A 13,356-nucleotide genomic window follows, 5' to 3' on the forward strand; every position below is an offset into this window, starting at 1 on the left:
ACCAACTTCAGCTTCACTTCCACCTTCTGCTCCACCGACATGTCCGCGTCCAGCCGGAGGATCTCATCCAGGTGTTCTCGGGCCTGAGGCAGTTGCGCAGACTCCAGCTCCGCTTCAGCCAGCAGGTGGAGCGCCGCAAGACGCTCCGTCTTCCCGTGGCTGCTGCTCACCGCCAGGTCGGCCATCGCCGCGGCCTCCATCTGCCCAGCCGCTGCTTTGGCGTCTCTCGCCGCCTGCATGGCGTATTCATAGGTCCGGGGCCGGTCTTCCCCGAGATGGAAGTGGCGGGCCAGGGTGGCCGCGTTCGCGGCCGAGTCCCGCTCAAGGAATTCCGCCGTGGTGAGGTGGAGGGCAGCGCGAGAAAGGGCCGTCATTCCGGCGTACACGTACTCGCGCATGATATCGTTGACGAAGTCCAGGATCCCGTCGCGATCCTGAATCAGACCGCGGCCATAGGGTTCCACGCTGGTTTCGGATGCCTCCCGGAGCGTCAGTCCGGAAATCGCCGCAACCGCACCGGGTGTCGCCTGTCGTTCGAGCACCGAGACCGCCTGCAGCAGCGTGAGCGACGATCTCGACAGCCCTTTCAGCCGGACGGCGAGCACCTTGCTCAGCCTGGCGTCTGTCAGCGGGTCCCAGTCCGACGCCTCGGCCGCCCATTCCGTCGAGCCGGCCGCGGCTCGAAATGCCTCCAGGGCGTACAGCGGGTTGCCGCCCGAGAGGCGGCGCGCCAGCTGGAGCGCCGCACCGAGCCCTGGGTCCGGCGTAGCGCGGCGGAGGATCTCGGCGATCTGTTCGTCGGACAGAGGCGCCAGTCTCAGCTCCCGGCTGAGATCGGAGTCGCCGGGACGGCTGAGAGGAAGCGCCTCGGGAAGCTCTTTGCCCCTTGGCACCCGAAGGGTGCAGATGAGGAGAAAGGGATATCCGTCGAGTCTGCGGGTCAGGTAGTGGAGCAGCGATGTGGAGGTCGCGTCCATCCACTGTACGTCCTCGATCACCCAGACGATCGGCTGCTCGGCAAGTCCAACGCGCACGAGGCCGGTCACCTCCTCGTACAGACGTCGCCGCCATGCGGCCGGGTCTACCCTCTCGTCCGTGTCCCGGACAAGGTGCTCGAACTCGGGAAATAGATGACCGATGCGGGTGAACGATTCGAGTTCGTCCGTCGAACGTCGCGATACGTCGGAGGCAAGAGCGTGCAGGCCATCGATGACCGGACCGTAGGGGACTTCCGCCTCCGCGGGGTAGCAGCGGCTCTCGAGGAGGCGAACGTCGTCGAGCGCTACCGAGCGAATGAACTCGGTGACGAGACGGGTCTTCCCGATTCCCGCTTCTCCGGTGACCAGAACCGCCGTAGCGGAATCGCGAGAGATGTCGCGCACGGATGAACGCAGGACTTCCATTTCCGCTTCACGGCCAAGAAACGGGGTCTGAATCTCGCCGAGGTCATCGACCCAGGGCTCCGGGGCCGGTGTGGATCGGATGCGGACGGCCAGCCGACGGGTTTCCTCGGACAGCCCGCCTGGCAATTCCGACTCCAGTGGCACCACGACTTCCTCGTAGTGCCGGATGGCGGAAGCCGCATCTCCATGTAGCCACAATCCCCGCATCAGAGCTCGATGCGCCTCTTCATCCAGGTTGGAGAGCTTCACCAGCCGTAGAGCGGCGACACACATTTCCCCCCACTGGGCTGCCTCGTCACACTGACGCACATAGCGACGCAGGGCCATCTCCCCGAGTCGGCGAATTCGGATTCGCTCTGCCTCCAACCAGCGCTCGAAGTCGTCCGTCCCCGCGTCCACGAGGTTGTCCGCGAACGGGCCCCGGTACAGTTCCACCGCCCTGGCCAGATCGTCCTCCTTCAGGGCCTGTTCGAGTTCGATGGCATCGAGACGGATGGCAGCGGGAGCGATGTTGACGGCATCGCCTGTAGCTGACGCGATCACGGAAGGCAGGTTGCGTCGAAGATCATACAGGGCCTGGCTCAGGGAGTGCCTCGCCCGTTCGATCGGTGTATGCCAGAGAAGCCGGGCGAGGGAGTCGCGCGTATGCACACGGTTACTGTCTGCCGTGAGGTAAAGAAGCAGCGCCACGTGCTTGCGCGATCGCAGGCGGACCTTCTGTCCGGCCGCATCGGTGATCCGAATGCCGCCAAGGCTCTGTATCCTGAACATCCTTCTCTTACTCTCCCCCGAGACCGGTCCCGCGAACCCTCCCTGCCGCCTGGCTGCCAACCTCCGCGCAGCTATCAACAGTTTATCATCTGCCTTGCCGGAGCGGTTCCATCGTTGGCGGTCACGAGCAAATGCAGTATCATCGGTGCCCTGTCGAGCCCGGGCACGGGCCCGACGTGCGGGAATGGGATTGAGGCAGCCACCACCCCCATCGATCAGGACATGATGAGACGATTGAGCACCCCCCGGAGAAGACGTGCGAATCCGCGGACCTGGAGCCGCCCCGTCGGCCTCGCGCTTTCACTGTTCGTGGTCGCGGCCGTTTTGCAGGGCTGTGGAGAAGACGAGGCACCCGCGCCCGCCGAGGGCACCGAAGCGGGGGACGCGGCCGTCGAGATCTGGGCACATCCGGATACGCTCGGAGTCGACGTCTACACGCCGCTGGACTTTCAGGCCGCCTCCCGCAACGTGGTCTGGGCGATCGACCGCTTCGCGGCCGCCGTGCTGCGATACGATCCCTCGAGGGGAGAGTACGGCGTCATCGGCCTCCAGGACCGGCCGCCCGCCGAGATCGTGAGGCCGGCCCGGCTGGCGATCGCTCAGGACGCCGGGATTTTCGTGTACGACGACTCGACGGAAATGCTCGACCTCTACTCTCCCGGCGGACAGCACCTCCGGGGCTTCGATCCCGGACTGCGCCCGTCCATACTCGAGGTCGCCAGCGATCCGCTGCGGCTGACCTACGGGGTCCGCACCTTCACGGGCTCCGACACGATCCCGACGCTGTCCGTCATACAGAGCGACTTCCTCGGACAGAACCGGGACACCCTCCTCTCCCCCGACGTGGGTCCCGAGTCACTGCGAGAGTTGAAGGCGTTCCGGCGCAACGTGGTCGTCACACCGGCTTCGGACGGCCTGTGGGTATTCGCCCGGGCGATGTCCGACACCGTATTCGAAGTCGCGACCTCGAACCCCGCACGAAAGCTCGTGCTTCCCGAGGTCGATTCCATGCGAATCGGGGTGATTGCCGACCTCCAGCAGCAGATCCTGTGGGTCGTCTCCCCACGTCCCCTCGGCGGGCTCGACTACGAGGCGTTCGAGATCTCCGGTGAGGGCGAAGGGGGCGTCATCGACGGCGGTGCGAGCTATCTCGGCGCCCGGACCACACCCGCGGGCTTCTCGGCCCGGGTGGCGTACGATGGGACCGTGTCGGGATGGTGGCGTGGAGAGCGCCAGGTCTTCGCACCGATGGGCTTCGACATGCGGATCGACGACCTGCGAAATGGCGTGGAGGCTGCGCGAGCCGAGCGGGATTCGAGGCGCACCGCGATCGCGAGCGACTGGGACCGCGTGATCGCGGCCGCGGACTCGGCTCGCAGGGCGAGGCTGGAGGAGGAGCAGCGGGTCCGCGAGCAGGAGGGGCTGGAGCCGCCCGAGGAATAGCCCCCCGGTCCGAAGCGGAGAGGGCCGGTCGCCAGCGACCGGCCCCGCGCTCCTTCGACCGTCCGCGTCGAGCGGGAGATCCGGCGGCTTGGATCAGATGCCGCGCTCGGCCACCTCGTCGTACAGCCTCGCGATCGTCTCGATTCCCTTGTGGTACGTCTCCACGTCCATCCACTCGTTGGGAGCGTGGGCGTTTCCACCCGGAGGCGCGAATCCGAGCAGCAGCACCGGCCCCTTCAGCACCTCTTCGAACAGCGGAATGATCGGTATGGAGCCGCCCTCGCCGATGTAGACCGGGGGACGGCCGAACGCGTCCTCGAGGGCCTTTGCGGCCGCCTCGAACAGCGGGCTGTCCGGGTCGCCGGCCCATGGCCACCCGCCATGCGAGGGCACCACCCGCACCGTCACCCCTTCCGGCGCGATCGCCTGGACGTGGTTCGTGAACAGCTGAGCGATCTCGTCCGGGTCCTGGTCCGCCACGAGACGCATGGAGATCTTCGCGCTGGCCTTGGCCGGAAGAACGGTCTTCGCTCCATCGCCGGTGAAGCCAGAGATCATCCCGTTCACATCCAGCGAAGGACGGTACCACAACCGCTCCAGCGTCGAGTAGCCCGCTTCGCCCCCCAGCGCCGGAGCGCCCGTCTCCTGCAGGAACTCATCGTCGGTGAACGGAAGCGCCCGGGTGGCTTCGCGGAGCGTGTCCGAGATCGGCCGCACCCGATCGTAGAAGCCGGGGATCGTGATGCGTCCGTCATCGTCCTTGAGTTGTGCGATGATCTGAGCGAGGGCGATCGCCGGATTCACGACCGCACCGCCATAGCTCCCCGAATGCAGGTCGCCGGCCGGCCCGTCGACGAACACCTCCAGGTAGGCGATGCCCCGAAGGCCGGTGCCGATCGAGGGAATGTCGATCCCGAGCATTCCGGTGTCGCTCACGATCACGGCATCGCACGCGAGGCGGTCGGCTTCCGAGCGCAGGAAGTCCTCCAGGTGGACCGAACCGATCTCCTCCTCGCCCTCGATGCACAGCTTGACGTTGATCGGAAGCCCGAACCCGCCCTTCAGGCGCGTCTCGAGGGCCTTGATGTGCATCAGGACCTGTCCCTTGTCATCGTTCGTACCGCGCGCATACACGCGCCCGGCACGGAACGCAGGTTCGAAGGGCGGGGTGTCCCACAGCTCCTCGGGATCCACCGGCTGGACGTCGTAGTGTCCGTAGACGAGCACGGTGGGAGCCTCGGGATCCACGATCTTCTCCGCCACCACGAAGGGGTTTCCGTCCGTGGGGATGATCTCCACCGCGTCCATTCCCGCCTCGCGTATCGTATCCGCAAGCCACTCGGCGCACCGGGCGACCTCGTCGGCGTACCGTTTCTCCGTGCTCACGCTGGGGATGCGAAGAAAGTCGACCAGCTCCTGCTCGAACCGCTCGCGGTTCGAGCTCACGTATCGGGAAAGATCTGCATTCACGGGTTCACTCCGGTTGGGTCGGGTTCACATGGGGTCTTCGATGGGGTCAGGCACATCTCTCCAGGGCCATGCCGAGGGCCGCCGCCAGCAACCCCCGATCGGCAGATCCGGCTCGGCGAACGGCTTCGTCCACGGCCTCTCCTACCGTCTCCTCGATCGACTCGAAGACGATCCGGGGCTGCAGCGGAAAATCGGAACGGCTCTGGCAGGCGAACGCGTGCGCCGTTCCACAGCTCGCGATGATATCGGCGACGATCGCGAATTGCTCGTCCGCCTCCTGTTCGACGCTCGTGTCGCCCGGGGCTACGGATGCGAACGGATGATTCGCTCCCGCGACGATCGAATGAACGCCCGCCGCACGAAGGCGCTTCAGTACCTCGCGGTCCAGGGTTCCCGAAGCGGCCGCGGCCACGAGCAGGTCCGAAGGGGTGTCGAACAACTCGTCGCTCGCACACGGATCGCCGCATCCGGCCACCGAGGGCAGCGTGTTGCCCGTTCTTCGGAGCAGCAGACCCTCGATGTCATCGACGGAGAAACCGCTCGACGCGCGCAGGCCGGTCCGTGCGTCGGAGATGGCGACGATCCGGAAACCGGACCGGGCCATGTAGAGGGCGGCCGCACCTCCAACGGACCCGAACCCCTGCAGCAGGACCCGGGTGTCCGAAGGCGAGCGGTCCTGATGTCGGAGCAGGCGCAGCGCGGACTGGGCCACGCTGTAGCCGGTCACCAGGGCGAAGACGCGCGCCTCCTTGCCCGCGAGGCCGTAATCCGGTGGCACCGGCTGGTCGAGTCCGATGTGCATGAGCTCCGAGCGACGGCCCAGCGCCTCGCCGTCGAGGCCGAAGTGGCCACGCAGGACGCCCAGCTGCGGATGTCCGACACCGATTTCCCCGCACAGGGGGATGACCTCGTCGATCTCGCTGACGTTGAGATCGCCGGCGGTCCCGTACCGCGACAGCAGCTCCGAGCGGATCGCTCGAAACCATCGGGCGAGAACCTCGCGCTTGTCCGGGTGGCTCGGATCGAAATCGATGCCCGATTTGGCCCCGCCGATGGCCGGGCCGGCGAAGGCGAACTTGAGCTCCATGGCCTTCGCCAGGAACGTCACCTCGTTGCGCGTCAGACCGCGACGCATCCGGGTGCCGCCACCGGCCGCACCCCCCTTGAGACTGTTGATGACGAGCCACCCCCGGGCGGCGGTCTCCCGATCGTTCCACTCGAACACGATCTCGGGCGCCGCCCGGAAGTAGTCCTGGTAGGCTCGCCAGACTTCTCCGTCTCTCGCTTCAGCTCCTGCCATTCAACCGGCCGGCGGCGCGGGACGCGGATCAGCCTTCGACCGCTTCCCACTCGTTGTTCGATCGGTCCAGGTCCGGATAATAACCCTCGGCGTCGATCGTGACCTTCGTCAGCTCGCCCGACGTGGGCACGTCTCCCGTGGCCGTGCGCGTCCCTGCCCAAACGGCGGCGGGCCACACGACGGTGTCGGTCGATCCGTCCGCGTACTCGAGCGTGAGCTCGACGGGCATCACGCCGCTGGAGAGGTTCGATACGGTAATCTCGGCCGAACCGGCGCCCGGGACCACCGAGTCGAGGGCCTGGTCCAGGGTCGCCTCGCCGTAGAACCACGGCTGCCAGAACCAGTCCAGGTCCGCACCGGCGGCATCGGATGCCATGGCGAAGAAGTCCCACGGCATCGGGTGCTTGAACGCCCAGGTCGCCGCGTAGTCCTGGTAGAAGGCGTCGAAGGTCTCCTGACCGATCATGTGGCGCATCGTGTGGAGCAGCATGCCCGGCTTGCTGTAGGCCGCCACGTTCTGGCCGAACGGGAACTCGGCGTGGTCCGCGTGACCCATGATCGGCTCCTGCATCTCCATCTGCACGACCATCTGGTAGCCGCGGTCATCGCCGGGCCGCGCCACGGGCGTGCCGTAGTAATCGGCCATCGCCAGTGACGTATTGAACACCGTCAGCCCCTCGTCCATCCAGGCGTACGCCATCTCCTTCGTGCCGACGATCATCGGCATCCAGAAGTGGCTCAGCTCGTGCGTCACCACGCCGTTCAGACCACGGCCCTCGGCCTGGTGCGTGATGAAGGTGATCATCGGATACTCCATCCCGCTCACCTCCGGCGGACCCATGGCGGCCGTGGCCTGCGGATACGGATAGGGCAGGATGTAGTCCGAGAAGAACTCGATCGCGTGCTTGGCGTACTCCGTGGCCGGAGCCCAGTGGTCCATGCGGGGATCGAACACGTTCTGGATCAGGGCCCTGCCCTGGTCGCTCCCGGTCTCCGCCCCGGTCGCGTACCACACGTACGTGACGCCCGCGGCGAAGGCGAAATCGCGCACGTTCTCCGCCTCGAAGCTCCAGGTGTGCCAGCCGTCATCCGCCGGAAGGGTGGCGCGACCCGCCTCGCGATCCGCTTCGCTGACGACCTTGATGACCGTATCCAGCGCCGGTGCGGACGCCAGCTTCTCGGCGGCTTCCGGATAGAGCACGTCCGCGGGATTCAACAGCATTCCCGTTCCCACGACGAGCCAGCCCTCGGGCACCGTGACGTCCACCGTGTAATCGCCGTAGTCCGTGTAGAACTCTCCGCTCCCCAGGTAGGGAGACTGGTCCTGACCGAACACGTCATCGAACGCCGCGATCTGCGGGAACCACTGTGCCAGCTGGAAGATCTCGTGGTTCAGGTGTCCCATCCGCATGCCGCCGCTTCCCAGCACGGTGAAGGACCAGTCCACCTCGAGCTCCACCACCCCCCCCGCGGGGAGAGGCTCGGGAAGGGAGACCACCATAACCGTGCCGGAGACCCGGTAGCCGGGCTCCTGCGGTCCGCGCTGCTGCATCCCGAAGAACTGGCGAGGCGGCAGCTCCGTCAGCTCCATGCCACTCACAGCCACGCGGTCCAGCGTCATCCCCCCGCTGATGGCCGCGCCCCGAACGCGCGGGGACCCCTCCTTGTAGAGGTTCTGGTACAGGTGCAGGACGAGCACCGGTCTGTCGACCGGCGTGTCGTTCCGCACCGTGATCGTCTCGCTTCCGGTCAGCAGGGCGCTCTCGGGCTCGATCGTCACGTCGATGTCGTAATCGACCCACTGCTGCCAGTAGTTGGGTCCCGGTCTCCCTTCCACGGTCCGCGTGCCCGCCTCGATGGCGGCCTCGTAGCCACTCGGCGGCTGGACCGGATTGAACACCGGGTAGTCCACGACCAGCCCTTCTCCGTCGGCCGGGTTGGCTTCCTGCGCCGTCGCGGAGGGCACGCCAACCACCACGGCCATCCCCATGGCGAGGACCGCTCGACCGACCGTCCACTTCGTATTCCACCTTCCCATCGTCCTCGACCTCCACATTTGAATTCGGCAATCCTGCCCCGTGCCTCATAGAACAGGCATCTACGTCCTCGCGCTGCGTGCGGGCGCGGAAGCTACGGCCCGGTTTCGAAGTCCGTCCAGTTCAGCAGCGGGAGCAGCTGGTGCCGGCCATCGTGTCGCCAGTCGGGAGGGGGCCACGCCAGCGCCCCGAGCGGGGCCACGCGACTCGCCCCGAGCCGGGACCCGAGCTCTGCCAGGCTCTCCGCCCCCTCACGTCCTGCATACCCGATGGCCTGGATCCGGCCCTCGAGCGGCTGCAGGACGGCTTCCAGATGCGCGAGGTGATTGACCGGATGAATCGATACGACGCGCGGCAGGGCTTCCGTCTTCGCCGTGGCGGTCTCCCCGTACAGCACCGTCCACGCGAGGGAATCGCCCGGCGCCAAAATCCCGGAGCGCCCGTCTGCATATCCCCCGAACTCGTACGTCGCCCTCGCCTCCCGGATCGCCACGGCCTCGGAATCGCTCGGGATCGGCGGAGGATGATCCCGCGTACGCTCGGCCATGGCCGCCGCCAGGTTTCGGGCAAACGGCTCCGCCTCTCCTCCCACCACGTACGCGAGTCGCGGCGAGACGCATCCCTGCTGATCGTAGGCGCACACATCGGTGGCGAGATCGGCGGCCGCCCCGGGCCGCGCATCGGTCAGGATCACCGCGACGCCGATCCGGGGTCCGTAGGTGATGAGCCGGGCGTGACCCGGAAGGCTGGCCCGAACCGCTTCGACGCTCGCTTCGCCCCCGTAGACCACCGTTGCGCCGGCCTGGTGGCTCCAGTCGCGCCACGCCGCCGGAAAGCTCGCTCCCGGCCACCACGTGGCGGCGATGCATCGACCCAGCAAGGGGTCCTTCGCCGCCAGCAGGCGCGCGAACAGCGGCAGGAGGCCGGGCTCCCCCTCCGGCAGCTTGCAGAGCACACCCGATCGCGCCAGGAGGGCGCGGATGGTCGCGGTGATCGCCACACCGGGCACGTTCCCCGCCAGCACCTGCAGAATCAGCGGCGGGCCGACGGCTCGTCGGCTGCGCGTCCCGGGGCCTGTCCACATCCCGTCGACCTCGAAGCCGTCGAGCGCTGCCTGACTTCCGAGCTCCTGCCGGACGAGGTCCCTCAGGGCCGCCTGGGTCCAGTTGCGCGCCATTCCCTCGAGCGTCCCCCGGGCCAGGCGGTCGTCCCACCCGAGCTCCAGGTGCAGCAGCTCCCGGGCCGCCAGCGCCCGGGGTCCATCGCCGGACAGCTCTCCAGCGGCCGAGGCAACGGACTCGATCACCCGCTCCGTGGTGAGGGACGCTCGGGCCTCCATCGCAGCCGTTCGCACCGAACTGGCGACGTCCGCCGCATCCGATCCGGAGAGGGACGGGGCGCGGAAGACCGCACCGCCCCCCGTACGCCCCTCCATCCAGTCGCCCGGCTCCCGGTCCAGGCCGGGAAGATGCCACGCTTCAAGCACGGTCTTGCGCCTCCAGAAGCTCGACTGTGGCGAGGGAACACCCGCGTGGACGCGCTCCCTCCGTTCGCCCGATCCACTCGATTCCAGCTCCGGCGATCCGGCCACGATCCTCCGTCAGCACCGAACACACGCTCCCGAGGTTCGCGAGGTCGAAGTGACAGAGCAGGCCTACCTCCCCGGCGGGCACCTCCTCGAGCGAAACGGGGTCCAGCACCCGGCTCCGGAGCCACGGCGGGCCGATCAGCGGCGCCGGCGGGTCACCCCGCCCGTATCGCTGCGAAAGCAGTTCGGTCATTCCGAACTCGTTGATCACCGAGTCGACGGAGACCTGCACCCGGTCGGCCAGGGACCGGACCACCTCCGATCGTGCGAGGCCCTTCTCTGCCTTGGCCCCTCCGGTGTCCATGAGCAGGGACCCGGGCGGAAACGCGGGGGCAGACGAACGGCCGTCCCGAAGCCGCTCCAGCCACGCGGCCAGGCCCACCGTAGTGCCGAGCAGGCAGATGGGACGCGCAGCGGCAGCCGCGACCTCGATTTCCCGGTCCAGCTTCAGCCAGTCCACGCCCTCCGGCGATGCGACCGTACGCCCGTCATCGCCCGCCTGTGCCAGGATATCGTCGAACATGAACCCGAGCGAAGAGGTCGGCTCAAACGTAAAGGATGGCGGTAAAGCGATCATCCGGCAGGCGTGCTCCGGTCGCTGCACGAAAGCACGAAAGGCTGCCCTGAGCGCGGTTCGATACAGCTCGGCAGATCGGACGAAGTGGCGGCCCCGTGCCCTCTCTCCGCCGGTGGTGCCACTCGTCACGAAGGTGACCTCGGCGGCCCTCCGCCCGCCGACGATCAGATCGACCGCTCGGAAGGCGGCGGTCGGCACCGGGAGGAAGTCCCGCCAGCCGTCCACGTCGGCCGGACTCAACGAGCGGGCCTCGCAGTAGCGTCGATACGGCTCGTTGCCCTCGTACTGGATCCGAAAGGCTCGCCGCGCCCAGGCGTCGAGCGTCTCCTCCGTCCATGCGTCGCGCCGTTCCGTCCAGTCGACCATCGCTCGGATGAGCTCGGCGGCCACCGGTTCGAAGAGAGCCCCGGTCGGCTCCTGTCGGGAGGTCATGCGCGGAATGTGAGGAAGCGGAACCGGGGCGACAAGCGCAGGGCCCCGTCGGGGTCAGCTCGGTTCCAGCTGACCGGCCTGCAATTGCCCTTTACGTACCCACTTTACTTCCACGGGCCGGTCTGCCCCCGCGCCCGCCAGAGCTTGCCGTAACACGCTGATATTGTGGCACTTCTCGCCGTTCGCCTCCACGACTACATCGCCATCTCGAAGGCCCATCCGGTAGGCAGGCGTATCGGGGAGCACCCGAAGCGCGAGGAGTCCCTCCTCCACGCCTTCGAAGTACTCCGCGAGGGACTCGCTGAGCTCACGAAACTCGGCCCCGCCAACCCGGTAGTCCGACTGAAGCAACACCCGGACGGGCCCCGGCACCTCGCGCGGCGCCACGTAGTACGACCACCGGCCCTCGGGATCCGCTCCCGTCTCCACAGTGAGGGACAAGGCCAGGGAGTCTCCGGTCAGCTCCCGGACACGCCCGCGCAACCGGATGAGGGAGTCGAGATGCACCCGGGCCGTCTTCAAGGAAGAATCCCGCACCCGGGCCAGACGACGGGCCAGCTCTTCGTTCTCCCACACCGACACGCCCACTCCGCTCCCGCCTGGCAGCTTTTCACGCATTCGCTCGAGGATCACGTGTGCCTTGGCGGAGTCCGCCACCTCGACGTTGAAGGTCCCGTCCGTGTCCTCCTGGAAGAACACGAAACCCTCTCCGCGGGGACGCACCGAGTCGAGTCGGAACTCCAGCTCTTCCAGCCCGCGGCGTACCGATGGAACGCGGACGATCTGGACCCGTTCACCGGTCTCTCCCGTGGGGGACGCCGAATCGGCGAAGAAAGTACGCACCTCCACGTAGGGCTCGGGCGGCCTGACCTCCGGAGTGACGTCGATCGTCTGCCGACCTCCCTTTCGACCGACCTCGAGCCGGACCGGTACGCCGGCCTGCAGGCTCAGCAGAACGCTCCGGCCCTCGGAACGCGTCACGTCCAGTCCGTTCACGGACAGGAGGGTGTCCCTGGCCTGCACTCCGGCCTGGTCCGCCGGCCCGTCGACGACGACCGAGGACACGACCGGAGGCCGGTCGCACACCACATCCGTCGAGGGCGGAGCCTCGCAGATCTCTTCCAGCATGACGCCGATGCGGGCCTTGTCCTGTTGGACCCAGCGCGTGGTGACTTCCTGCGCGCCGAGTCCCGACCCCGAGAACACCACCCCGAGGACGATCGTCCCCAACGCGATCGAAATTCGCCGCGCGCCGCGGCGCTCGAAGCTGCGGTCGTCAGTCATCTCTCAATACTCCGCCGCCGTCATGCGCAGCGTTTGCCCGAGTTGCCGGGACAGCTGGTCTCGTTCATCCACGAGCTGGAAGAGGAAGTTGTTCAACACCGGGTCCTCCGGCGCCTCGCGCAGCGCGTCACGCGACGCATCGATCATCGCGTCCAGATGCGTGATCCTCTCCGCATAGACTTCCGGCCCGGAAAGGGACGGTGTCGACCCGGAAGGACCGGCTCGCAACTGCTCCAGGTCGGCCACCGTTCTGAGGTAGGCGGCGGCCGGCTCGATCTGCATGCTCGATTCGGGCTCGGCCTCCCTCGCGGTCTCTGCGAGAACGGCGGAGCCCGGGAGCTCACCCTCACCCCGGTCGAACCGCTGGCCCACCAGCAGGCCGGATGCGAACAGCGCAATCACGGCAGCCGCCTGCAACGGCCAGATCGACGCTCGCCTCCAGCGCCGCCGTCCGCCGGACGTCACTACCGGCCCCAGTCCGAGGCGGCCCTCGATCGCCTCCCACTCACCGGCGGGGGCCTCGAGATCCGTGAGCCCGGACAGGGCCATGCGCATCCGGCTCATCTGCTCGTACTCGCCGGCACATTCGTCGCAGCCGGCGAGGTGCTCGGCCTCACCCGGCAGACCCGTCGGGTCTTCGAGGAGGGCCGAGATGCGTTCTCTGCTCAGGTGTTCAGCCATGGTTTCCTGCTTCACTTCTCTCCCGGGCGGGGGATAGCATCTCGCGCATCCGGGCCCGGGCTTTGTGCAACTGTGACTTGGACGTTCCTACGGCGACTCCCGTTCGCTCGGCGATCTCTTCGTGCGTCAGCCCCTCGACGTCGTGCAGCACCAGTACCGTTCGATAGCCGGGGGACAGTCGGTCCAGCGCCTGCGTCAGCATCTTCTGGTTCAGCACCGTCTCGTCCGTCGGGGGCGGCCCCGATCGCCGCTCAGCCGTCGCCTCGACGGTCGGCCGCTTGTTCTGCCGCCGCAGGCGATTCAACGCGGAGTTCACCGCGAGCCGGTGCATCCAGGTGCCGAACGAGGACTCCCCGCGGAACAGGTGCAGC

10 protein-coding genes are annotated in these 13,356 nt (G+C 67.5%); 1 reads left to right on the forward strand and 9 read right to left on the reverse strand.

All coding sequences use genetic code 11. The annotated features are described in order from the left end of the window. Positions 1 to 2,174: ATP-binding protein (locus tag AC36XV_RS13175; RefSeq protein WP_492204149.1), on the reverse strand; the 2,174-nt coding region annotated here is incomplete at its 3' end. 222 nt (positions 2,175 to 2,396) lie between these two features. Between AC36XV_RS13175 and AC36XV_RS13180 the strand changes: the two genes are divergently transcribed. Continuing rightward, a complete protein-coding gene (locus tag AC36XV_RS13180) occupies positions 2,397 to 3,617 on the forward strand; it encodes an NHL repeat-containing protein (protein WP_492204150.1) in 1,221 nt (406 codons plus the stop codon). 93 nt (positions 3,618 to 3,710) lie between these two features. Here the strand turns inward: AC36XV_RS13180 and AC36XV_RS13185 are convergent, their stop codons facing one another. The 8 genes from AC36XV_RS13185 to AC36XV_RS13220 all read right to left on the reverse strand — a co-directional run. Further along, positions 3,711 to 5,087, reverse strand: a complete 1,377-nt coding sequence (locus AC36XV_RS13185) for a dipeptidase (protein ID WP_492204151.1) — start codon at positions 5,085 to 5,087, stop codon at positions 3,711 to 3,713. A 46-nt stretch (positions 5,088 to 5,133) separates the two neighbouring features. Continuing rightward, positions 5,134 to 6,387: a Glu/Leu/Phe/Val dehydrogenase dimerization domain-containing protein gene (locus AC36XV_RS13190; RefSeq protein WP_492204152.1), complete on the reverse strand. Its 1,254-nt coding sequence runs from the start codon at positions 6,385 to 6,387 to the stop codon at positions 5,134 to 5,136. 28 nt (positions 6,388 to 6,415) lie between these two features. After that, on the reverse strand, positions 6,416 to 8,425 hold the full coding sequence (locus AC36XV_RS13195) for a M1 family metallopeptidase (RefSeq protein ID WP_492204153.1): 2,010 nt from the start codon (positions 8,423 to 8,425) through the stop codon (positions 6,416 to 6,418). A gap of 92 nt (positions 8,426 to 8,517) precedes the next feature. Then, positions 8,518 to 9,909, reverse strand: a complete 1,392-nt coding sequence (locus AC36XV_RS13200; protein WP_492204154.1) for an acyl-CoA reductase — start codon at positions 9,907 to 9,909, stop codon at positions 8,518 to 8,520. Then, entirely contained in the window at positions 9,902 to 11,020 is a 1,119-nt protein-coding gene (locus AC36XV_RS13205) for a LuxE/PaaK family acyltransferase (protein ID WP_492204155.1), read from the reverse strand. The genes AC36XV_RS13200 and AC36XV_RS13205 overlap by 8 nt, the downstream gene beginning before the upstream one ends. Positions 11,021 to 11,074: 54 nt before the next feature. Continuing rightward, a complete protein-coding gene (locus tag AC36XV_RS13210; RefSeq protein ID WP_492204156.1) occupies positions 11,075 to 12,304 on the reverse strand; it encodes a PDZ domain-containing protein in 1,230 nt (409 codons plus the stop codon). Between the two features lie 3 nt (positions 12,305 to 12,307). Further along, positions 12,308 to 12,985, reverse strand: a complete 678-nt coding sequence (locus tag AC36XV_RS13215) for an anti-sigma factor (protein ID WP_492204157.1) — start codon at positions 12,983 to 12,985, stop codon at positions 12,308 to 12,310. Further along, a partial coding sequence (locus AC36XV_RS13220; RefSeq protein ID WP_492204158.1) for a sigma-70 family RNA polymerase sigma factor occupies positions 12,978 to 13,356 on the reverse strand: 379 nt, incomplete at its 5' end. The genes AC36XV_RS13220 and AC36XV_RS13215, both read right to left, overlap by 8 nt.

The sequence above is a fragment of the Candidatus Benthicola sp. genome (genome assembly GCF_058719085.1).